Origin of the sequence: Bacteroides sp. MSK.18.37 (genome assembly GCF_019129155.2) — a bacterium.
In the GTDB taxonomy this organism is placed as follows: Bacteria; Bacteroidota; Bacteroidia; order Bacteroidales; family Bacteroidaceae; genus Bacteroides; species Bacteroides ovatus.
Genome location: NZ_JAHOIB020000001.1, coordinates 2,571,006 through 2,595,719, shown reverse-complemented (window position 1 = coordinate 2,595,719; position 24,714 = coordinate 2,571,006). Strand labels below are relative to the sequence as shown.

The following is a 24,714-nucleotide window of genomic DNA, read 5'->3' as shown; positions in this document are numbered from 1 at the left end:
GACTAAAAAGATGCAAGAGGTGCATCAGTACGTTAATGCTTATGTGTTGTTCGCTCTTGGCATGGGCGCAAAATACAGTAACGGGAACTGTATTGGATGAATCTAACTTAGAGGTGATTGGTGCCAATGTAAAGGAAAAAGGCACGGCCAACGGTGCTATTACTGACATGAATGGTGTTTTCCATTTAAAAGTAAGCAATCTTCAAAAAGCAGTTCTGCAAATTTCGTTCATGGGATATGAACCTCAAGAAGTGCCATTAAATGGACGCAAACAACTGAAAATTATTTTAAAAGAAACGGCCAATGAACTTCAGGAAGTTACAGTTGTGGCCTATGGTACACAAAAGAAAGAAACTCTGACAGGAGCTATTTCTGCTGTAAACAATGAAGCGTTGATACGTTCGCCGAATGCAAGTGTGGCCAATTCCCTGGCGGGTCAGATTACAGGACTCTCATCCGTCCAGACTAGCGGTCAGCCGGGACAGGAAGACCCTAAGGTGTTTATTCGCGGAGTGGGGTCCTTGACAGAAAGTGCTTCCTCTCCTTTGATTTTGGTGGATGGTATAGAACGTTCGTTTTATCAAATGGACCCGAATGAAATAGAGAGCGTGACGGTTCTGAAAGACGCTTCTGCTACTGCCGTGTTCGGTGTGCGTGGTGCAAATGGCGTAATTTTGGTGACTACACGTCGTGGTAAGGAAGGCAAAGCGAAAATTTCCGTAAATTCTTCAGTTGGTATCCAGATGCCCACCCGTATGCTTGAAATGGCAGACAGCTATACGTATGCTACTTTAAGAAACGAGATTATAACAAATGACAAACCAAATGCTACCGAGAACGATTTGGTGTTCAATAATTATGCAGTTGAACGGTTCAGATTGAATGATGAACCTATTATGTATCCCAGTATCGACTGGAGAAAGTATCTGCTTAATAAAACATCTATGCAGACACAGCATAACCTGAATATTTCCGGAGGAACAAAGGATATACGTTACTTCATATCTTTAGGTTTCTTATATCAGAATGGTCTGTTGAAACAGTTTGAAGGAGTGGGGTATGATAATAATTATAAATACAAAAGATACAATTATCGTGCGAATTTAGACTTTAATGTAACTAAGACTACCACGCTGAAGATTGGTATCGGCGGCATTGTAGGTAACCGGAATGAGCCGATGATTAATGATGCGACTAATTCGATCTGGACACTGATTAATCAGACAACTCCGTTCAGTAGTCCGGGTGTAATTGACGGACAACTCATAGTTACCCCCGAGGAACGTTTTGATAATAAAATAAATCTGGGCAACAGTGCTTTGCCTAAATGTTATGGAACGGGTTACTCAACTGCTATTAATAATACGATGAATCTGGACCTTCTGTTAAATCAGAAGTTGGACTTCATAACCAAAGGATTGTCGGCGGAAATAAAAGGTGCTTATAATACGAGTTATGGTTTTACCAAAAAGCGTAAAGGGCAAGTGGAACAATTTATGCCTTTCTATCAATCTTCTTTGGAAGATCCGTCACTTGGTTATGATTCGCCAGATTTCAACAAGAATATTGTTTATAAGATCAAAGGAGAAAATAAGAGCTTGCAATATGAGGAAACTTCCTCGCGGGCACGAGACTGGTATCTGGAAGCAAGCTTGAGATATAACCGTAAGTTTGGTTTTCATAATGTCGGGGGATTGTTCTTGTACAATCAGAGTAAGAAATACTATCCCGCTCAATGGGTGGGAGTACCGTCTGCTTACATCGGTTTTGTAGGCCGTCTGACGTATGATTACAAATCCCGCTATATGGCAGAAGTTAACTTCGGTTATAATGGTTCTGAGAATTTTGCTCCGGGTAAGAGATTCGGTGCGTTTCCTGCCGGTTCCATCGGTTATATCCTGTCGGAAGAGGCCTTCATGAAAAAACAGAAGGTGGTTGATTATCTGAAATTCCGTGCTTCTGTCGGCTTGGTCGGAAATGACAATCTTGGAAATAACCGCTTCTTATTCCTGCCGGATTCTTATGATGTGAATCTGAGCGGAGTAGACGGGTGGAATAACAATAAGTATGGATTCAACTTTGGTTATAACAGCAAGGCGTTAATTCTGGGTGCATTGGAGAAGCGTCTGGGCAATCCGAACGTGACTTGGGAAACTGCGCTGAAACAGAACTATGGATTGGACGTTCATTTCTTGAAGAGCCGTCTGAAAATCTCTTTGGACTATTTCCTCGAAGAACGTAAGGATATTCTCATCAATCGTAAGACAGTACCTTTATTAACGGGGTTGACTTCATCAATTCTACCTGCTGTAAATATGGGTAAAGTGAAAAACCGTGGATATGAGGTAGAAGTGAGGTGGAATGACAAGATCGGGCAGGTTCAGTATAATGTTCAGGCAAACGTTTCCTATTCAAAGAATAAGATTATTTTCCAAGACGAAGTTGAGCCTAATGAACCTTATATGTGGCGGACAGGAAATCCGGTCGGGACACTCTTCGGGTATGTGGCGGACGGTTTCTATACAGAAGCGGACTTCGGAGAGAACGGCAAACTGGTGGCAGGTCTGCCCGATCCGGGTGTGTCCGTGAAGCCGGGTGATGTGAAATACCGGGATTTGAACGGTGATGAGGAAATTACTTCCGACGACCAGACTATCATTGGAAACCCGACTCGTCCGGCTTATACATTCGGATTGAATTATGGTATCAATTACAAAGGCTTTTTCCTGACGATGAACTGGACTGGTGCTGCACAACGCTCTTTGTTGCTGGACGGAGCTTTCAGAGAACCTTTTGGTAATGGTAAAATCCGTGGTTTGATGCAGTTCCATGCAGATACGCGCTGGACACCGGAAACGGCTAATACAGCTACTACACCGCGGTTTACAGAGACAAATGCAGTCTATAATATGCGTTCCTCCTCTTTGTGGGTGCGAGACGGTTCTTATTTGAAGCTGAAGAATGTGACAATAGGATATAACTTCACAGATAAGAAGATGTTGAAGAAACTGGGTATCCAGCAGTTAGGTATAAAACTGACAGGCTATAATCTGCTGACTTTTGATAAGTTTGACATCATGGACCCTGAATGTAATCCGAATAATGCGGATTCTTACCCTATCATTAAAATATATAATTTAGGTATTAATCTAACCTTTTAATAGTGCTGACAATGAAAAACTATAAAAAATATATAGGCTGTCTTTCTCTCTCTGTATTGACACTGATAGGGTGCGAAGACCTTAAATTTGGAGAGAAATTTCTGGATAAGCCGATAAGTAACGAACAGAATATCGATTCTGTTTTTAACAAAAAGGTATATGCTGAGCAGGCACTGGCGGAAACTTATCATTCCCTGCCGGATTATCTGCCGATGCAAGGACGTCTGGGATATGGCGTTCTGGAAATGCTAACCGATCTGGGTGACTGGACGAAAAAGGGAGCGCCTAAATTCTATACAGGAACAGTGGACGGAACAAATACATATCTGGAACATCTTCCATATCGGTTGGATGTCGCCAGTGCTACGATAGGAGTAGGGCCGGTTTATGGTATTCGAAGAGCCTACATTTACATTGAGAATGTGGATAGAGTGCCGGATATGACTGCGGATGAGAAAGCGATAGGAAAAGCGGAAGCGCAAGTAATCATTGCCTATCATTATTCTCAAATGCTCCGTTATTATGGTGGTATGCCGTGGATAGACCATGCATATACGGCAGAAGATGCGATGAAATTTCCTCGTATGACAGTGGAAGAAACCGTACAGAAGATTGTTGGATTACTGGATGCGGCAGCCTCTGTACTGCCTTGGCAAGTGAATGCAGATAATGACGGACGAATGACGGCTGCTTCTGCTTTAGCGTTAAAGTCCAGGGTGCTTCAGTTTGTGGCGAGTCCTTTATTTAATGCTGAAAAACCCTATCTGGAAGGAGATGCTTCGTCTCAATTCCTTACCTGGTATGGTAACTATTCACCGGACAGGTGGCAGAAGGCGTTGGATGCCGGATTAGAATTTATGCGGGCTAATAAAAAGAACTCGGACGCTTATCAACTGGTGAATACAGGTAATCCCCGCGATGATTTTGCAGCAGGATATTTCAATCGCCATAACGGTGAAGTTTTGATTTCTTCCAGAAGATTCACCACTTATGCTACGGGAAAGCTTCCGTTTGCCCAGGTGCGTTATGGAGTTGCTTCTCCTACATTGACTTATGTCGATATGTTTCAGATGAAAGACGGAACAGAATTCGACTGGAACAATCCGGACCATAATAAATTCCCTTTCTTTGATAAGGACGGAAACCCCAGAAGAGACATCCGCTTATATGAAACGGTTGCTGTGAATGGAGATAAGTTTAAGGGCGCCCAGAAAGTGCAGATTTATGAAGGAGCCACCCAGGCGCCTTATAAAGACGGACGAATGAGTTACAATGGGGTTGCCATGAGAAAATTTATACGAAACTTCAATGACGAAGTGAATGGCAAATTTTATTCTTGTCCGTTGATCCGCCTTCCGGAGGTTTATTTGAATATGGCCGAAGCGATGAATGAATTGAATAAGGCGGAAGTCCGTGATGAGTTTGGCAATACGGCTTATGATTATCTGAATAAAACCAGACTGCGTGCAGGTATGCCTGCGATTTCGGCAACAGATGTTCCGGCTGGCAAACCGTTGCGTGAAGCGATATTACGCGAAAGAGCCATTGAATTCGGCTATGAAGAAGTACGCTATTTCGATCTGGTACGTTGGAAACGCGCAGATATATTTACCGGACAATTATCACGTCTGATTATTAAAAAAGCGGCCGGTGAGCCAAGCGGCTTTTCTTATGCCGTATCTCATGCAATGGCGGAAACGCGTCAGTATGCAAAACCTGAAAAGTGGAACGACAAGTATTTCCTGTTGCCTCTGCCTATAGATGAGATAAACAAGAAATATGGATTGATTCAGAATCCGGGTTGGTAATAATCAAATCGTTGAACAATAAGAAGAATGATTATGAATAAATCACTTTATATCGTAGCTTTCTCGTTGGCATTTGCCACTACGGGTATAGCGCAAAATAATGAAGGACAAGATAAGGTAATCGATCTGGGCACACAGACGACCACCGAATTACGGAAGACACAGGCTGTCTCTACCATTTATTCGGATGAATTAGATAAAAATGCTACCACTAGTCCTTACAATGCCATTTATGGCCTGTTGCCGGGATTGAGTGTGATGCAGAACACTAGTTGGGGCACAGATAAATCTCGTCTCAATGTGCGGGGACGCGGTTCTTTGAATGGAGATACACCTTTATTTGTAGTAGATGGTTTTGCACGCCCTCTCGAATATATCAACCTTTCGGAAATAGAATCAATATCCGTTTTGAAAGACGGTGCTGCTACTGCTCTTTGGGGAGGCAGAGGCGCCAACGGAGTGGTATTGATAACTACCAAACGCGGTATATATAACCAGAAGGATATAAAAGTAGACTACAAGTTCGGTTTAGGCTTACCTGTTAATCAGCCGGAATTTGCCGATGCTTATACCTATGCCAAAGCCCGTAATGAAGCATTGAGATATGATGGCTTGCAACCGGACATGGATGAGGCTTCTTTCCTGTCCGGAGGCAATAGCGATCTTTATCCGAATGTGGACTGGCAGAAAGAAGCGTTACGCAATCATACAACCAGTCATCAACTGGACATCACTTTCCGCGGAGGTGGCAAGCGGCTTCGTTATTTCAGTGTCCTCAATTACAAAAACGATATGGGACTGCTGAATAGCAAGTACACTGATTATACAGATCGCTATAACTCCCAGATGAAGAAATACTTCCTCAATCTTCGCATGAATCTGGATGTGGATATTACGGACGCGACAAAATTGAAATTGAGTATGCTCGGTATGCTGCGAGAGACCAAGCGTCCCACCACATCGGAAGCTACTTTGTTTGAACAGATTTTCAACACCCCGTCCGCTGCATTTCCCGTGCAGACACAGAATGGATTCTGGGGCAGTAACAATGTGCTGAAAACAAACCCGATAGCCAATCTGGCGGACGTAGGTTATTATAAACTGAATCAGCGTATGTTGCAGGCGGATTTGCGGTTGGTGCAGGATTTGTCTGTATTGACTCGCGGGTTGAGTGCGGAACTCGCTATTGCTTATGATAATAATGCAACCTATCAGGAAACAGCCAAGAAAAGTTTTATGTACCAGACCATTGAAAAAGGCACAGACGGAGAACCGATTTACACGAATTACGGAAATCCTAACGATGAACTGGAAATCAGCAACAAAGGATTGGCCAATCAATACATACATGCCAATTTTGAAGCGAAGGTCAATTATCACCGGACATGGGATAAACATGATTTTACGGCCAGTGCTATGTTTCGTCAAGAATCAATGACGTTGACAGGGGCTAATAACAGTCGTTACCGTCAATACATCATCGGAACCGCAGGTTATAATTTTGACAACCGTTATATGGTGGATATCGTAGCCAACTGTTTTGGCAGCAGCGTATTGGGGAAGAACGACAAGTATCGTGCATATCCCGCCATTTCTGCCGCCTGGATACTTTCGAACGAGAATTTCATGAAAGAAATTTCCGCTTTTGATTATCTGAAACTTCGTGCTTCTTACGGACGCTCCGGATATGATATTTATGATTATGACATGGATAAGCAATATTGGATAGGAAGCGGTGCTTACTATTTTCAGGCCGGAAATACTTCTGCCGGAAGTAGCCTGAAGGAAGGAGTGTTGGCAATGGAACAACTGGATCTGGAAGTTGCGGATAAATATAATATCGGTTTGGATATGAGCCTGTTCAAGGGACTGACTTTTTCTATTGACGGTTTTTATGACAAGCGCACTAATATCCTGATTGACGGAAGTGGGCTGATCTCATCGGCAATCGGGGTTACTATTCCGCAGATGAATGCAGGAAAAGTGGAAACAAAAGGAACGGAACTCTCTGCCATGTGGAAAAAGGAATACAAGGACTTCAACTATTATATCGGAGCCAACTTCTCCTATGCCAAAAGTAAAGTCGTAGAAAATGGTGAGGGATATCAGCCGTATGGCTATTTGTCTAAAAAAGGTTACCCTGTCGGGCAGTGTTTTGGCTGGGAGGCTATCGGTTATTTCAGAGATGAGGCGGACATAAAGAGCAGTCCTGTGCAGAAATTCTCGGAAGTACGTCCGGGTGATGTCAAGTACAGAGATCTGAATGGCGATAACGTGATTGACAACAATGACCAGAAGGCGATAGGATATTCCACTGCCATACCGGAGATTTATTATGGCATTAATTTGGGATTTGAATATAAAGGTTTCGGCGTGGATGCTCTGTTTCAAGGAGTAGCCCATTATAGTGTGATGTTGAACACTGCCAGCGTATACTGGCCGTTGAGAAACAACACGAATATTTCCAGCTGGTATCTGAACGACAGAATCCGCTGGACGGAAGAAACGAAAGATATCGCAAATGTCCCCCGCCTGACTACGCTGGATAATGCCAATAACTTCAGAAACAGTACACAGTGGTTGGAGAACGGTAGCTATTTCAAACTTCGTAACCTGAATGTCTACTATAACCTTCCTTCCTCTTGGGCGAAGAAAGTGAAAATGGAAAAGATTCAGGTATATGCGAGAGCTAACAATCTTTTTTCGCTCGATCATGTGAAGTATATGAACAGTGAAGATCTGAAAATCAATTATCCGGATATGACTTCCGTTTATTTCGGGTTGAATATTAACTTCTAAAATGTGAAATGACCATGAGAAAATATATCCTTTTATATACAGGTTTGCTATTATCCGTATCGGGGTGTAGCTTGCTCGAATTGGACGAATCGACAGGCTTGGACAGGGAAGAGGCCTATTCCTACTTTAGCAATGTGAAAGGTTTGGCTACCTACGTTTATAGCCAGTTGCCCGGAGATCTCGGAGTGCTCGACGGGGCTTTGAGGGAGTCTGCAACGGATAATTCTGTTTATGTCTGGAGTGATAATAGTGTTCACGACTTTTATAACAATGCCTGGAGTCCCAACAATGCAGTCGATAATATGTGGTCGAAGTGCTATGGAGCTATCCGTTCCGTCAATTCATTTCTTGAAAACTATTCACAGGAAAAACTGGAGCGTTTCCGCTGGAACGACACGTATGAAGAAGACATTGCCAAAGCTACCATGTATCGTGAAGAATTACGGGTGTTGCGAGCTTTTTATCTGTTCGAACTGGCTAAACGATACGGTGATATTCCACTTTTGACACGTACGTATGCTTTGGATGAAATCAACGGCGTGGAAAAGACTTCTTTCAATGAAGTGATAAAATATATCTGTGACGAATGTAGTGACGCGGCCAAAACTCTGCCTGTCAGTCATCAGGACTTTTGGGCGGAGACGGGACGTGTGACCAAAGGTACAGCGTTGGCATTGAAATCCCGTGCTCTTCTTTATGCGGCGAGTTTGTTGCATAATCCCGCACAGGATGCCGATAAATGGAAAGCGGCTGCCGATGCGGCTTATGCTATCATAAAAGAGAACTGGTACAGTTTGCCGAAGACGAATGTAGATCCTTTGTATGACAAGAATGGTGGAAACGATGTATTGAAATCTCCGCAATTAATTTTTGAACGTAGAAATGGGGAAAGCTTTGATTTTGAAGCTAACAATTTGCCTATCAGTTATGAAAAGGGGAAAACAGGCAACGTGCCCACCCAGAACCTGGTGGATGCCTTCCAGATGACTAATGGAAAAGACTTTGACTGGGAACAGATTACACCGGGGCAGAATCCGTATGAAGGCAGAGACCCGAGATTCTATAAAACGGTGCTTTGCAATGGCGATACATGGATGAACTCGACCATCCAGTCTTATGAAGGAGGAAAAGACGGTGCCGGAACAACCGGAGCGACTACTACAGGTTATTATTTGAAGAAGTATATGAATGAGACTGTTTCTCTAGCTCCTTCCAATGAGAAAAAGAAACCGCACCATTTCATCATATTCCGTTATGCGGAAATTCTCCTGAACTATGCGGAAGCAATGGATGCCTGGAAAGACGCTGATTATACGGATAATGATCATCCGTTGTCTGCACGTGCGGCACTGAATCAGGTGCGTGCTGCTGCTGATATGCCCGCCATTACAACAAGCGGCAATGCGTTTACTGAAAGCGTCCGTCGTGAAAGACGAGTGGAACTTGCGTTCGAAGACCATAGGTTCTGGGATATCCGCCGTTGGAAAATCGGTGATAAAACCAAAGCTATTTATTGCATCAAGATCACTATGGAAAACGGCTTGCCTGTTTATAAGAAAGAATTGCTTGAAACACGTAACTGGGATGATAAGATGTACTTATATCCTATACCACAGACTGAATATTATAAGAATCCTAATTTAGGTCAAAATACAGGCTGGTAACTATGACTAAGCGAACCCTAAAAGTTTTTGTCTAACTTTTAGGGTTCATTTTTATGGGAAGAAGTCCTTTTCTATGTGTGGTCCCTTGTTCCAGTTTTATGCTGCAGGATCCGGGGCCTCACCGCTACCGCCTTCGTCCGGATTTTCCGGTTTATTTCCCCCTCCATTTCCGGAAGAGGTGCCGCCGTTTCCTTCCGTCTTGTAAATACTTACATTATCCAGCATATCCTTAAATTTATATCCCGGCGTAAATACAATTTTCACCCGACGAACGGTATCGGCATCTACATCTTTTTCCTCTTTCTGGCTTTTGCAACTCATGCCCGGACGGAAACATCCGAAGTCACCTAATTGCACAGACAATCCTTTGTTGAGGTTCGTGTTCAACGCATCAATCAGTGCGTCAATCACGTGTTTCACTGCGCCTTCGGGAATCATACCGAACATGGATACTTCCTTGCATAAATCTCTGAAATTTACCGTATTGGTAATTACATTCTGTGCTACATACTTTTCAGTCTTTGTTTTGTCAAAGCCGAAAACTCTTTTCTTGACAACATACTTTAATGCCATAGTCTTTCTTCTTTTAATAGTTAGTCAATCTGTTTTATTGTTGTTTTGTGATCACGACGCAAAGATATGGTTTCCGAAATTCATGACCAAGCTGAAAAAGAATTGTGCGTTAATAAATTAGTTAATAAGTAGAATACTGCTGTATTGGGGAATTTTATGTAAAAAAGATTTGGCAGAAAGATAGAAGAAGAGGATGCCGATCAAGATATTGGGGTATCAAGTGTGGGGAAGGCATCCTCTTCGAAGATAGAACGAAAGGACTACTTGCACAAGCAATCTTTTTCGCTTTGTTGTCTATCTTCTATATATACTGGTAAGGAGTATGATTCTGAATTATTCCGTATCTTCTTTGGTTCGCAGGCTGACTAACTCTGTCCACTTGCTTATACTTAAGTCGAACCCTCCTTTCTCCAGATGTTGGAGGGCGGTTCTAAAATGTCGTATTACTTTTTCTGTATCATTGGTTGTTTTATACTCAAGCTCTCCAAGTGCATATTCAAGACGTGCCATTTGGATGTAATCTAACAAGGTATAGTTTTCGTCAACGGATAAAGTTGAAAGATAGTTCAACAAGTCGAATGCTTTTTCTCGTTCTTCATCTGATAAGTTGGAGATGGGGCGGCGCGCGATAGGGTGCTGCATTAATAGAATAATGTTTTCTTTCAAGTCATCGTACATATCTTTGTTATGTTTGTCGCATCATTTCCCTGTGGTGCGCGGTTTAAAAAAGAGAGCGTGGGAAACTACCAACTGTACGCCAACCATAGGCTCGGCAAAGACCCTCCGCGACATAAGTGATAGTCCCACGCCCATTGGGTATATAAACAAATTATATACAGAAGTGTGCACGAGACCTGACATCACTTATTGCCATTCGCGGTAAATTTTTGCCGAATTTATGGTTGAATGCAATAAATAATCGTTCTCTGTAAAAAAATAAAATGTTCCTCTCTACGTATGAAAGGAAACCGCTACAAAAGTAGCAATAAATATTGATAAAGCAAGTAATCTTGTTTTATAATTTCATAGATAGTTCTGATTTACTAAAAGTCAGTATAAATATGATTAATATAAAAAGAACCCTACACTGAATTATTGTTTTTTTGTTCAGTTCAGAATTGGAATTCTAGGTAATTCTGCTAGATGATTTTAACTTAACTTTCTGTTTCCTTTGCATAAACCACCTGTTTGCCTGTTCTATAACGGATTAAGAGTCCACGTTCGATAAAAGCATTCAGTTCTTTCAAAGCACGTTTTTTGTCGTGTCCTGTCAATCGGCTATAGTCGGTGCGGGTCAGGCAGGGATATTTGTTCAGATGCTGGTTGATTATTGTCAAACATTCTTCTTCACTGTGCCCTTTCCCATGGTGACGAGTCATCGATTCTCCACGTTCTAGTCTCATTTGCTGGCCTACTTCTTTCTTAAACTGGCTGCCTACCCGGAAATTGACATTCTTCAGCTCAATAGATTGTGCGTGCACATCTTTTTTCTTCATTACACGAGGTCCCTTTAAAGACACTGAAAAATATCCGATATCTCCCAGTTCCACAATCCATCCGTTGGCAATCAGATCTCTCAACTCGTTTTGGAAAGACTGCATAGCACCTGCCAGTAAACTGCGACTTATTCCTGTGAATTTGTGTACACGGTCTAGAAATTCTTCCTGATCGACGGTTCCTTTGAATACTACGCGGGGATGAAGCGGTTGTGCGTCGCCTGTTTGTTGAATGTCAGGCGTGTCGTAAAGGTCATATTGTATACTCATATTCGTTTTTATTTAGTGTAGGCACATTGATAAATCCGTTTGCCTATCCGGATTTACTTCACTTGCTACTTTTATTTCGTTCCACTATAGTTTCTCTTTCGTCCCACTATAGTGCTCCGCAAGGGAAACTATAGTGTTCTTTGCGGAACACTATAGTGGAACGAAAAAAGATTAGGCAACAAAGGTAATCTCTTTAGGCAATAAAACTAATTATATTAGCAGGAAAGAAATAAAAACGTCGCAAATATTGTTTATTACCTTAAGTCACCCTTTCCTTTTTTAATAAATTAGCTAGAAAGTGTGGTGTTTATTGAATAAGAACCCTTATTTTTGCAGCATGTTACAATTTGAGAATCAAAAGATAAAGCAAATAGTTCGCAAGGTGCTTCCGGTAGTAACGCTGGGAGCTATGTTATATTCCTGCGCCAGTATTGGACGGCCGGACGGAGGCCCTTATGATGAGACGCCGCCCCGTTTCATCGGTAGTACTCCTGCTGCGGGCGCTCTGAATAATGAAAGGACTAAAATTTCTTTGATGTTTGATGAGTTTATTAAGCTGGAGAAAGCAACCGAAAAAGTCGTTGTTTCTCCTCCCCAGATACAGCAACCGGAAATCAAGGCTTCCGGCAAGAGAATACAAGTCAACCTACTCGACTCTTTGAAGCCTAACACGACCTATACGATTGACTTCTCGGATGCAATTGTCGACAATAATGAAGGTAACCCGCTAGGGAATTTTGCATTTACGTTTTCTACCGGTACGGAAATCGATACGATGGAAGTAGCAGGAACAATGCTCGACGCCTCTAACCTGGAACCTATTAAAGGTATGCTTGTCGGACTACATTCCAACCTGAATGATTCGGCTTTCAACAAATTGCCTTTCGACCGTGTGGCACGTACAGACAGCCGTGGACGTTTCTCCATCCGTGGTGTAGCTCCCGGCAAATATCGCATCTATGGATTGATGGATGCCGACCAAAACTTTACTTTTAATCAGAAGAGCGAGATGATCGCTTTCCATGATTCGTTGATTATCCCCCGCATGGAAGAACGTATCCGCATGGATACTGCTTGGGTGGACTCATTGACCTACGACACGATTGTTGAGAAGAAATATATGCATTATTTGCCGGATGATGTCATCCTCCGTGCCTTTAAAGAGCTTAATTATTCGCAATATCTTATCAAGTCGGAAAGACTGGTTCCTCATAAGTTCACTTTTTATTTTGCCGGTAAGGCGGACACTTTGCCAGTCTTGAAAGGCTTAAACTTCGATGAAAAGGATGCTTTTGTCATCGAAAAGAATCAGCGGAACGATACAATCCATTATTGGGTGAAAGATTCTTTGCTCTTCAAACAGGATACTCTTGCCATGAGTCTGACTTATCTTTATACAGATACTTTAAACCAATTAGTACCCCGTACAGATACGCTGAATCTTGTTTCGAAGCAGAAATATAAGAAAGAGGAGTCGGATAAGGACAAAAAGAAAAAGAAGAAAAAGAAAGGGGAAGAGGATGAACCCGAACCGACGAAATTCTTGCCGGTGAATGTTAGTGCCCCTTCGTCAATGGATGTATATGGATATATTTCTTTGAATTTTGAAGAACCGATAGCCAGCTACGACACTGCCGCCATACATCTGCGGCAAAAGGTGGATACGCTCTGGAAGGATATACCGTTTGAATTTGAGCAGGATTCCGTAAATCTGAAGAAGTTTAATGTGTATTATGATTGGGAACCGACGCTGGAATATGAATTTTCGGTGGATTCGACCGCATTTCATGGTATATACGGATTGTTTACAGACAAAATAAAACAAGGGTTCAAGGTGCGTAGTTTGGAAGAATATGCCAAAATCACGTTTGTGGTGACGGGAGCGGAACCTAATGCTTTCGTTGAACTGTTGGATGCGCAGGATAAAGTGGTACGCCGAAGAAGAGTAGAGGAAGGAGGTTATGCCGACTTTTATTACTTAAATCCCGGTAAGTACTCCGCCCGGTTGATTAACGACCGGAATGGAAACGGTGAATGGGATACCGGCAATTTTGAAAAAGGGGTGCAGCCCGAAGAGGTGTATTATTATAATCAGATTTTAGAGCCGAAAGCCAACTGGGATCTAGAACAAAGTTGGGATATTCATGCAGTTCCGCTGGATAAGCAAAAGCTGGATGAACTTAAAAAACAAAAACCAGATGAAGACAAGAAGAAAAAGGATCGGGAACGAAATAGTCAGAACCGCCGTCGTTAGCGTTCGACGCAATTTTATTATCGGATTAGTGGCCTTACTGATGGGAGCTTTCGCCCTCCCAGCCAGTGCTCAATGTGAAGCGAAGAATGATGCGTTTCAATCCGGCGAACACGTAATGTATGATTTATATTTTAACTGGAAGTTTGTCTGGGTGAAAGCCGGACTTGCCAGTCTGACGACGAATGCTACTACTTATCATTCACAACCTGCCTACCGGATCAATCTGCTTGCTTTGGGCAGTAAACGGGCAGACTTCTTTTTCAAGATGCGCGATACGCTGACTTGTGTGATCGGTGAAAAACTGGAACCGCGCTATTTCCGCAAAGGTGCTGAAGAGGGAAAACGTTACACGGTTGATGAGGCTTGGTTTTCTTATAAGGACGGTCTTTGCCTCGTAAACCAGAAACGTACTTATCGGGATGGAGCGTTTGATGAATCTGAAGCTAGCGATAGCCGTTGTATATACGATATGTTAAGCATCTTGGCGCAGGCACGTTCTTACGACCCTGCAGATTATAAGGTGGGAGACAAAATCAAGTTCCCGATGGCTACGGGCCGTAAAGTGGAAGAGCAAACGCTTATCTACCGTGGAAAAGAAAATGTGAAAGCGGAGAATGGAGTTACTTACCGTTGCCTGATCTTCTCATTGGTAGAATATGATAAGAAAGGAAAAGAAAAGGAGGTGATTACTTTCTTCGTGACGGACGACTTGAACCATCTTCCTGTCCGTCTGGATTTATTCCTGAACTTCGGTTCGGCAAAAGCATTCCTGAATAATGTGACGGGTAACCGGCATCCGCTGACTTCTATCGTTAAATAGATATAGAGAAAAAACGAAGGCATATCAGAAGTAAATGGCCCTGCCAACCTGTTATTTTTTAGACGCGGATAACGCGGATGACACGGATTTATTATCTTTTTATCCGTATCATTCGCGTTATCTGTTTCTAAAAGGTATACTTTTAAAAGTGTTGATGCGCTTTCCTGTTTTATTCCTGAACTTCGAAAGGCACTTTCTGATCCTTTCGGAATACGCTAGATTCAAAAGTTGCAATCAACTCTCCGTCTTGGTTTGTTATATCTACCTGATAGCAACCTGTACTTCGACCGATATAGCGTTCGCGTGCTTCGGCAAAGAGAGTATCTCCGGGGCCGCTGGCACGCAGAAAAGTAATAGTGGACGAGAGAGAGAAAGCTAGTGTGCCGTGCGAGTTGGCAGCTGCGGCAAGCGCAAGGTCTGCCAGCGTAAAGATCGCTCCTCCTTGTGTGCGGGCACCTGCGTTAAGATGTTCGGGTTTTATTTCTAATTTGGCTTTACTGTAACCTTTGCGTACTTCCAGCAGTACTACTCCTGCATTTTCGGCAAACAGATCGTTCTTAAAAAACTCTTGTGCGGTCATGATATTATTTTTGAAGATTCTTTAATCGTTTCTTATTTTTTCAATGAATGGATATATACCTTATCTTTTTCAATTGAGTAGCTAAATTTATTTGTTTCAGACATAATATCCAATATTTTCTCTAAATTATTTGTTTCTATAATAAAACTTCCATGGAAAATCAAATTCTTGAGTTGCTCTGACTCAAATGCGAATGTCACATCAAACTGGCGCTCCAACTCTTTAGAAATGATCGACATAGGAACTTCATCCCAGAATACTTTGCAGTTGATCCACTGTTCAGCATAGTCAGCACTCTCGGTCAGCTTATAAGTTTGGTCAAGCTTATTAACTGTCATCGTTTGATTAGGCTTCATTATAAACTCTTGGTTGATGCACAATAAGACAATGGAACCTTCTAGGAGTGATACCTTTATATAATTCTCATCACCATAATTTTTAACGTTAAACTTAGTACCCAGTACCTTGATCTGTGCGGAGTCTGTTTGTATAACAAATGGATGCTCTCCATGCTCTACCTCAAAATACCCTTCGCCTTCCAGCCGGACATTGCGATTCTTTCGACTAAAACTCTCGGAGTAAGAAAGCTTGGAATCTGCGTTTAACCACACTATAGAACCGTCAGGAAGCTTCATTTTTAATTTCGATTTTCTTGGAGCGTATACTTCGGAAATCAAAGAATCATCAGGTGTTGTAAAATTATAAATTATAAAAGGAGTGGTAAACAGTAATATAATGATTGCCGCTGCGTAACCTGCATACTTCACAAATAAGGCTCTTCTCATCTTTCCTGCCGGAGCACTCTTATGTTTGCGGATTCGTTTCGCAAATCTGTTATAGGCTTGTTCTTCGTGTACAGATACATTTTTATACTCGGCAGACAGAAGCCAGATTCGTTTCTGCTGTTCAAAATATTTCTGATTCTCCGGATCGGAGTATATCCATTCGTTCAACTTATGCAAGTCCTCTTTGGTGATACTTCCCGAGAGGAAATCATATATCAGTTTATCAAATTCTTCTTTCATACCATCTTAAACTTAATATCTATTGAAAATCATATACCTGCGCTATCATCAGGACAGTTTGTCAATAGAAGAAGTATAGTGAATTACTTTGCTTTTTAATATTAATTAAATATATTCGTAATAAACATTACAATCAGGGCAAGATAAGATCTTGCTGCTTCCTTCAGTTTATCCAGTGCACTTCGCATGTGATATTTCACTGTATGAATAGTGATTCCCATGATTTCGGCAATTTCTTCTTGTCTTTTGTTCTCAAAACGACTCAATAAAAATACCTTCCGGGTTTCCGGAGATAAGCCGTCAATCGTCTTCTGGATAATAGAATGTAGCTCTTTACCCTCTAAATGCTCAACCGGATTTTCGCCCAAGGACCATAAATCGCTGTAAATGACCAGGTCTTCTGACGAGCAGGCCGTTTCCCTTCTCACATATTCAAGCTGAAGATAATTGATACACTTATTGGCTACACTTCTGAAAAGGTAGTTCTTCAATGAGGTGTTAATTGTTATTTTAGAGCGGTTTTCCCATAGACTATACACCAAATCTTCTACTATAGATTCTGATAGATAAGAGTCTGTCAAATACCCTCTCGCTATCCGGCAAAGATCTGTATAGTAAGTTTTATAGATGTATCGGAATGCCTCCTCTTTACCCGATTTCAGGGCCTCGATAATCTCTGTTTCCAGGTTTTTTTCCATTATGTCTTTCAGAAATCGTATATTTGATTTATTAGTTAATATATTAAGGTGAATACTCACAGGTTCTGTTTCTCCGATGGATAATTCGGGGGCAAGGTATTGAAAAAATGTAAGATGACCAAACTCACTAATAAAAAGATGAGTTGAAGGGCTGAACGAATAAAAAAATCATTTCTCACTATACTTTTTATTAATCTGGCTGTCATATTAATGAATAGGCCAATAAAGCATATTTTAACCTGAATCTCTATGAATGGTAAAAAGAAGGATTGTAAAAGAGCATAGCGCGACACTCTTTTTTAAGTTATAAGGTATACAAACAGCTGTTTTAGTTTAGTCATGCAGGATAAAGATTGTTTTCAGGAATAACAGAAAATAAGCTATTTCTTATTTAAATAATATTGTATGAAGAAACTACATTTTCTATTAAGCACATTCCTTGTGTTTATATTCACGTCATGCGGAGAAGATGAACTGAAAGGTGTTGTCTTATCCGAAGATCCGGGGTACGTAAAAGAACCATTGGTAGCCATACAGGCAGAAGATGGCACAGGGAACTGGATAAATGGTCTTATTGACCAGAACAGTAGGGTCATAGCCTTAGATTTTCGCATTTTGGACGACCAAAGTGCGGTGAATGTGAAACTCAAACTGGCGGATGAATGGGCAAAGCCCATTGATCCGCTTACTACTGATGCTGTACTGGACTTGAGCAGCGGTATCACCCGTATTAAAGTGAATGATGGAGCAGATGATATCGAATATACCATTTTCAGCACTTCTACTCAGCTACTTCGAGGCGTAACGGCTACTTGTAACACAGAGCAGGTTAGTGCTAACTTTATTAATGGCATCGCTTCGTTACGTTTCAAACAAAACACTGCATTTGCAAACGTTGTGTTGATGCCGACTTTGGCAGATAACGCAGAAATCATCTCTACGGATCCCGTCAGTCAAAAGGATGAAAACGGAAACCTGATTGTTGACCTAAGTAGCACACTTACTATTACTGTAAAAGACAATACGAACAACATGACTAAAAAATATCAGTTGAGTGCTGTAAATGGAATTATTGACGCAGGGGTAAACTGGAAAAATATTACTGCTGATCTAAAAAGCCAACACAGTAGTATTTGTATTCCTGATTTCATGATTGTCTATGAAAATAAAAACTTGCATGGAAGGAGCGGTAATACGGGATGGTTGATAACTATTCCTGCCGGTAGAATAAATATGAAGGTTAGCTGGGATATGAATAAAGACAATGTAACATGGGCTGAACCCACTGCTCAACATCGTACAACAGCTATCATGAATGATAATATGGATTATTCATTGTTTGTTCCGGGATTGTCCGGGCAATTCTGGGTACCGATATTTTATAGCCTCGGGTGGAATGATAGTGGGCTGCTATCCGCACCGCGTCTCGGATATAACCTATCTACTTCTTTGAAGTATTGTCCGGGAACTCTGGGAATTACAGCTGATGGAAAAGCGGAGATTTCGTATGCAGAAGTGATAGATAATAACTTGTATAAGTTTACCAGCGGCGGAGCCGGCAAACAAGCTGCCAATGGAGTACAGTGGTCCCCAACCAGTGCTGTCAGTGGATATTCCTATCCGTTGCAAAAAGGGCAGATCATGATTGCCGGAGAAAATGCAGAACTTTACAAGGCATTTGCCACTAATGAAGGAAGAAATACTTCGACCCGTAACAGAGGAATGGATGGAGCATTGTCAGGAAGTAATTCATGGGCTGCTAATCCGGTAAGCATTTGGACTTTTGATGGCAAGCCTGTAGGACGCCGGGCTGTCGGTATCACGGAAGAAGGAGACTTGGTCATTTTTGTAAGTAATCGTTTTACGAATTCTTATAACTCGGTAAAAGCAGCTTGGAATGTCTTTAGTGATGGCTCTTCTTTACGGGAAGTTGCTGTGGCATTGCAGGAAGTGGGTTGTACGGATGCCATTGTGTTTGGTGAGAACTATCATAGTCCTGTTGTTATTCGGGATGATAGTAGAGGGGTGCCTTTAGGAAAGGTAGCCGGTAGATACGACTGGGAAACGAACGGCAATGTTAAAAATGCGGATAATGAGGCTAGTTCGCAATCCTGGATAATGTTTAAATAAGAATATTGTAAAACAATGAGTTAGTAACAAAAGATATACACATAAAAACTTAAATCAATGAGTAAAATCATCAAATGCATGTTCTTCGTGCTATTAGCTGCAGTTCTTCCACTGTCGGTTCATGCACAACAGGTGACCTTACATTTGCAGGACGTAACGGTGCGCAAAGCGTTCCGGGAGTTGGAGGTCAAAGGAAATGTATCCTTAGTATATGAGAAAAATGATGTGGACCTGACCCGTAAGGTAACTGTAAAGGTAGATAATCAACCGATAAGCAAGGCACTGGATCAGATTCTGAAAGGGCAGGAGTTGATTTATAAAATAAAAGATAATCATATTATTATCACCCGCCCTGTCGTTCAGAAATCGGATAAGAAACGGCGTATCAATGGTGTCATCAGCGATGTCAATGATGAATTGTTAATTGGAGTATCGGTATCAATTCCCGGTACTAATATTGGCGCGGTGAGTAATATGGAAGGGAAATTTGAACTGGAAATACCGGAGGACGCTAAGAAATTGCAAGTGTCTTATATCGGTTTTGACACGCAGGAAATTTCATTGTCGCCCGGCAAGACGACATTCAACATTGTAATGGGAGAGAATGTGAAAATGCTTTCAGAAGTAGTAGTGGTTGGTTATGGCACGCAAAAGAAGGTGAACCTGACCGGTTCGGTTGCTACGGTAAATTTGGAAAAGGAATCACTTTCCCGTCCTTTGGTCAGTGCTTCGCAGGCGTTGAGCGGTATGACAGCCGGTTTGCAGGTGATGCAAAGCTCCGGGACTCCATATAATGAAGGCTTTTCTTTCAATATTCGGGGAGTAGGTACCCTGAACAGTTCTTCACCACTCGTGTTGGTGGATGGGATGGAACAAAGTCTGAATAATGTAGATCCCAACGATATTGCTTCTATTTCCATCCTGAAAGATGCGGCCTCGTGTGCTATTTATGGTAACCGAGGGGCAAATGGGGTTATTCTGGTTACTACCAAAACCGGACAAACAGGAAAGGTCAGCGTGTCCTACAATGCTACTTTTTCACTGAATCAACCTACCAAACTGATAAAAACGGTATCTAACTACGCCAAGTATATGGAATTGATGAACGAAGCTGCTACTAATATAGGAGAATCTGCTCCTTTCAGCGACATTACCATCAATCAATGGCGTGAGGCGGAAAAAGATCCGAATGGCATTTCGGCTTCCGGCTATCCTAATTATGTAGCTTATCCTAATACAGATTGGTACGATGAGATATATAGTAACGACTGGATGATGAAACATTCGCTTTCCGTCACTGGACAGGAGGGACGTACCGGATATAATCTTTCTATATCTTATACTGACAATCCGGGATTAATCAAGGATACCGGATACCAACGCTATTTTTTGCGTGCCAATGTTTATTCGGATATTACTAAGTGGTTACGTATTGGTACTCGCGTATGGGGGTATCACACTGACCAGAAGAAAAGCGATACCGGTTCACTCACCAATATTAATACTCAAAAGATGATACCGGGCGTATATCCATATTATGACGGAAAATATGGTGCGCCGGAAGCGAACGAGGAAGATCCGCAATCTCACAATCCTCTGTGGGACATGGCACAATCGGAAGGGCATATCAAAAACACGCAGTTCTTTACTACTTTCTATGCCAACGTGAAGTTTCTGAAACACTTTTCATACGATGTTAATCTGAACTATAAAGATTACCGTTATGAATCGATGTCCGTAAATACGGATTATGGGAAATATAGTTTTAGTACAGATCAGTGGATAGCTGCCCCCAAAGATCCTGCCGATTTGTATACCCGTATGGCGTATGTCCGTGAGAACCACTGGAAATTAACGCACTTGCTCAATTATAACCAGACTTTCCACAAACATGATATTGGTATGTTGCTGGGTTTTGAAGAAGAACGTTTTGCCAAACGGACTACCGACACTGCAAAACTTGGATTAATAGATTCGTCTGTGGGTGATCCAAGTTCAGCTACTACTCCTTCTTCCATAAGTGGTACAGGTGAAGAATTTACATCCCGTTCTTACTTCGGTCGTATTAACTATGCTTTCGACAGCCGTTATTTATTCGAGGTTAATATGCGTTATGACGGTTCCTCCCGTTTTGCTCCGGATAATCGCTGGGGACTTTTTCCATCTTTCTCTGCCGGATGGAGAATCAGTGAAGAGAAATTTATGAAAGGACTTCCTATCGACAACCTGAAATTACGTGCTTCGTGGGGTAAGTTAGGGAACAATGCGATTGGTAACTATGAATGGCAGGCTGTGTACAACTCGGCAAAGTACGCGTTTGGAGGTAGCCTTAATAATGGTTTGGCAATTACTTCTATTTCCAACAACCTGTTGGAGTGGGAAAGTACTGCCATTACGAATATTGGTATCGACTTTGCAACTTTAAGAAACCGTCTGACGTTTGAGGCTGAATTTTATAATAAAGTAACGGATGGAATCTTATATCGCCCTGATATGTATATGTCTCTCGGGACAGCCAGTGGCCCTCGTCAGAACATTGCGGAAGTGACTAACCGCGGTATTGAAATGACCCTGAATTGGCAAGACCGTATCGGTAAAGTAGAATATCGTGTATCCGGTAACTTTGCCTATAACCAGAACAAGGTCAGTAAATACAAAGGAGAGTTGCAGCGTGGCTGGGTGACAGATGAAAACGGGAACCGTGTTTATCAAACCAATATCGGCGATGTCTCTACCGGAGGATCTACCCGTGTAATAGAGGGTAAAATGATTAATGAATACTATATGTTGCAACCATATAAAGGCAGTGGAAACGGTTTTAACGCAGATGGAACAGTCAATATCAACGGTGGTCCGAGAGACGGAATGATCCGTACAGTAGACGACATGAAATGGCTGAATGCTATGGTAGGGGCAGGGTATAAGTTCTATCCGCGTCAGAACGTCAGTAAGAGTGGCATTTGGTATGGTGATTACATCTATGCTGACTTAAATGGCGACGGTGTATATGGTAATGACGCTGATAATGAGTTTCAGGGATGCTCCAATGTGCCCAAGTATAACTTCGGTCTGCAGGCAAGCGCTAATTGGAAAGGCTTCGATTTCTCCATGAACTGGTCCGGTGCGGCAGGTTTCAAGATTTACTACTATCGTTTGGCATTGAACAGCAGTGCTACCATCAAAGGATATGCTATCGGGGAAGCAATAGCAAACGATCACTATTTCTTTGATCCCAAAAATCCCAATGATCCGCGCACGAACTTGAGTTCAAAGAATCCTCGTTTGACAAATAACTCCGGTAACGACCAAAGTGGTATGACACAGTCATCAGTACATTTGCAAAAAGGGGATTATATTAAACTGAAGAACCTGACTATCGGATATACATTGCCTGCTGTCCTGTCGAAAAAAGTATATGCACAGAATATCCGTTTCTTTGCTTCCGGTGAAAATTTATTTACCATTACCGGGTATGAAGGAATGGATCCGGAAATGCGTACCGCAGTGGGATATTCTACTATGAGACAATATGCATTCGGTGTAAATATCACTTTCTAAACTTACTCTAAAACGATTTTATGATGAAAAACAAAATAAAAATATTTCGGAAATTAGTAAGATGTGCATCTATTGCCTTGCTGTCTTTCTTTATGGCTGGATGCGGTGCGGACTTTTTAGATACTACTCCTACCAATAACATAAGCGGTAGTAGTATCTGGACGAAAGCAACTTTGGCCGAACAGGCTGTTATCGGCGTATATAATGTCTTTCTGGATCAATATTGTCCTAACTCCGGCATTTTGGATTCGCACCGGATTCCATGGGATGCTTATTCTTCTGTGATGGATACAGACAAGAACTGGATTAAGCGAATGCCTAATTGTACAGGAGCAGCTACTCCCTCAAGTGGCCTGTTCAGTGATATTTATAAACGTTTTTATACTTTTATCTATCGTGCTAATGATGTGATAGATAATATTGGTCAGGTTCCTGATATGTCGACCGGAGAGAAGCAACGGGCTATCGCCGAATGTAAATTCTTGCGTGCATTTGCTTATATGCGCTTGAATATCTTGTATAAAGGAGTGCCGTTATATATGAATGCAATCACGAGTCCTGAAAACGGTAACAAAGCCCGTTCTTCAGAAGCGGATGTTTGGGCGGCTATACTCCAGGATCTGACAGATTGTGTGAATGAACCCAATCTACCGGGTAAATATAATTCGGGTGACTCTAACTATGGACGGGTAACCAAAGGAGCTGCTTATGCATTACGCGGACAAGTATATATGTGGCAGAAGAATTGGGAGGCGGCGGTTGATGATTTTAATTCTGTGGCTGACTGTGGCTTCGGGTTATATACTAAGGCCGGTGCTACCAGTTATAAGCAGTTGTTGAAAATAGCAAATGAACAATGTGAAGAAATGATATTCTCTGTGCAATGCATCAAGCAATACGGCTACTCCAATACAAGGAACATCACTTACGGCAACCGTTGTACAGCAGGTTCTATGTGGAATAACTATTTGCCTAATCCGCATTTTGTAGAATCCTTTGAAACGGCGACCGGAGAAAAATTTAATTGGGATAACTACTTGCCGGGCTATAGTACGATGAAAGAAAAAGAACGTGTGGTATTTTTTCTACGTGACGGACTGTCCGCGGCAGAAAAGGAACGTATGACTGCCTATGGGGCCGATATGAGCAAATATCTGGATAGTGGCAATGAAGCACGTATCAAAAAAGCTTACGAGAGCCGTGATCCACGTCTGCAAATGGCTGTCATTACCCCTTACGCACAATACAATGGTGCTTCTTCTGGAATAGCTCATACTTATACATTGCGTTGGCCTTATCGTGGCTCCGACAGTGCAGAGCCTTTTGATATCCGTACTGATACAAACGATAAGTTTTACTATCTATGGAGAAAGTTTGTACCTGAAGGTCTGGAACAGACAGAACGTGATACTTATGGATTGGATATTCCATTAATACGCTATGCGGAAGTATTGCTCCTGAAAGCAGAAGCGCTAAATGAATGGGGAAGTACCCATGAAAGCGAAGCAATCAGATGTGTTAATGAAGTAAGACGTCGTGCAGGGCATGTCGAATTGAATAATGCAACTTATCCTGCTACGAAAGTTAACGGGCAGAGTGATTTGCGTGAACGTATCCGGAATGAGTATTACTGGGAAATCGGTGGCGAAGATTCCATGTATTTCCATGAATTGCGTTGGGGAACGTGGAAAGATAAGAAGTTTGATAATAATCGTAACGGTCTGATGCAGATGTGGGGTGAAACGACTTATACCTGGTACTGGTTGGGAGATCAGTGCTGGAGCTGGCCTATTCCTGCTAAAGAAATGGAAATGAACTCGAATTTGGAACAGAATGAAGGTTGGATAAATTAATCTTAGTTTTAACTAATAAAGTATA

At 41.9% G+C, this 24,714-nt stretch carries 15 protein-coding genes; 9 read left to right on the top strand and 6 right to left on the bottom strand.

What is annotated here, in order from left to right:
• Positions 1-35: 35 nt before the first annotated feature.
• From KSX81_RS10795 to KSX81_RS10780, 4 genes are read left to right on the top strand one after another with little or no spacing between them, the layout of a single operon-like run.
• Complete coding sequence (locus tag KSX81_RS10795; RefSeq protein ID WP_004298342.1) at positions 36-3,161, top strand: SusC/RagA family TonB-linked outer membrane protein; 3,126 nt, start codon at positions 36-38, stop codon at positions 3,159-3,161.
• 11 nt (positions 3,162-3,172) lie between these two features.
• Positions 3,173-4,969, top strand: a complete 1,797-nt coding sequence (locus KSX81_RS10790; protein WP_004298340.1) for a RagB/SusD family nutrient uptake outer membrane protein — start codon at positions 3,173-3,175, stop codon at positions 4,967-4,969.
• Positions 4,970-4,996: 27 nt separating this feature from the next.
• On the top strand, positions 4,997-7,768 hold the full coding sequence (locus KSX81_RS10785) for a SusC/RagA family TonB-linked outer membrane protein (RefSeq protein WP_004298338.1): 2,772 nt from the start codon (positions 4,997-4,999) through the stop codon (positions 7,766-7,768).
• A gap of 8 nt (positions 7,769-7,776) precedes the next feature.
• Positions 7,777-9,432 (top strand): RagB/SusD family nutrient uptake outer membrane protein, encoded by a 1,656-nt coding sequence (locus KSX81_RS10780; RefSeq protein ID WP_004298337.1) that lies wholly within the window; start codon positions 7,777-7,779, stop codon positions 9,430-9,432.
• Between the two features lie 96 nt (positions 9,433-9,528).
• Here KSX81_RS10780 and KSX81_RS10775 read toward each other — a convergent pair whose 3' ends face one another.
• From KSX81_RS10775 to KSX81_RS10765, 3 genes are all read right to left on the bottom strand, one after another.
• Positions 9,529-10,005, bottom strand: coding sequence for an HU family DNA-binding protein (locus KSX81_RS10775; protein WP_004298336.1), 477 nt, complete (start codon positions 10,003-10,005; stop codon positions 9,529-9,531).
• A gap of 333 nt (positions 10,006-10,338) precedes the next feature.
• Entirely contained in the window at positions 10,339-10,683 is a 345-nt protein-coding gene (locus KSX81_RS10770) for a hypothetical protein (RefSeq protein ID WP_004298335.1), read from the bottom strand.
• Between the two features lie 476 nt (positions 10,684-11,159).
• On the bottom strand, positions 11,160-11,771 hold the full coding sequence (locus KSX81_RS10765; protein WP_217725835.1) for a DNA-binding protein: 612 nt from the start codon (positions 11,769-11,771) through the stop codon (positions 11,160-11,162).
• A 337-nt stretch (positions 11,772-12,108) separates the two neighbouring features.
• Between KSX81_RS10765 and KSX81_RS10760 the strand changes: the two genes are divergently transcribed.
• Positions 12,109-14,025 (top strand): Ig-like domain-containing protein, encoded by a 1,917-nt coding sequence (locus KSX81_RS10760; RefSeq protein ID WP_004298332.1) that lies wholly within the window; start codon positions 12,109-12,111, stop codon positions 14,023-14,025.
• Positions 13,970-14,845, top strand: coding sequence for a DUF3108 domain-containing protein (locus KSX81_RS10755; protein WP_008641759.1), 876 nt, complete (start codon positions 13,970-13,972; stop codon positions 14,843-14,845). The genes KSX81_RS10760 and KSX81_RS10755 overlap by 56 nt, the downstream gene beginning before the upstream one ends.
• Before the next feature lie 169 nt (positions 14,846-15,014).
• Here the strand turns inward: KSX81_RS10755 and KSX81_RS10750 are convergent, their stop codons facing one another.
• The 3 genes from KSX81_RS10750 to KSX81_RS10740 all read right to left on the bottom strand — a co-directional run bounded on the left by KSX81_RS10750 (position 15,015) and on the right by KSX81_RS10740 (position 17,148).
• Positions 15,015-15,425, bottom strand: coding sequence for a PaaI family thioesterase (locus tag KSX81_RS10750; protein ID WP_004298330.1), 411 nt, complete (start codon positions 15,423-15,425; stop codon positions 15,015-15,017).
• A gap of 32 nt (positions 15,426-15,457) precedes the next feature.
• Positions 15,458-16,450 (bottom strand): FecR family protein, encoded by a 993-nt coding sequence (locus tag KSX81_RS10745; protein ID WP_195402062.1) that lies wholly within the window; start codon positions 16,448-16,450, stop codon positions 15,458-15,460.
• A gap of 101 nt (positions 16,451-16,551) precedes the next feature.
• Positions 16,552-17,148, bottom strand: a complete 597-nt coding sequence (locus KSX81_RS10740; RefSeq protein ID WP_004310927.1) for an RNA polymerase sigma-70 factor — start codon at positions 17,146-17,148, stop codon at positions 16,552-16,554.
• A gap of 405 nt (positions 17,149-17,553) precedes the next feature.
• Here KSX81_RS10740 and KSX81_RS10735 point away from each other — a divergent pair, with 405 nt between their 5' ends.
• Genes KSX81_RS10735 through KSX81_RS10725 form a run of 3 tightly spaced genes read left to right on the top strand, consistent with a single transcriptional unit; the run spans position 17,554 to position 24,689 of the window.
• On the top strand, positions 17,554-19,278 hold the full coding sequence (locus KSX81_RS10735) for a hypothetical protein (RefSeq protein WP_217725836.1): 1,725 nt from the start codon (positions 17,554-17,556) through the stop codon (positions 19,276-19,278).
• Positions 19,279-19,335: 57 nt separating this feature from the next.
• Positions 19,336-22,836, top strand: a complete 3,501-nt coding sequence (locus tag KSX81_RS10730; RefSeq protein WP_217725837.1) for a TonB-dependent receptor — start codon at positions 19,336-19,338, stop codon at positions 22,834-22,836.
• 23 nt (positions 22,837-22,859) lie between these two features.
• Positions 22,860-24,689, top strand: coding sequence for a RagB/SusD family nutrient uptake outer membrane protein (locus KSX81_RS10725; protein WP_217725838.1), 1,830 nt, complete (start codon positions 22,860-22,862; stop codon positions 24,687-24,689).
• Positions 24,690-24,714 lie beyond the last annotated feature (25 nt).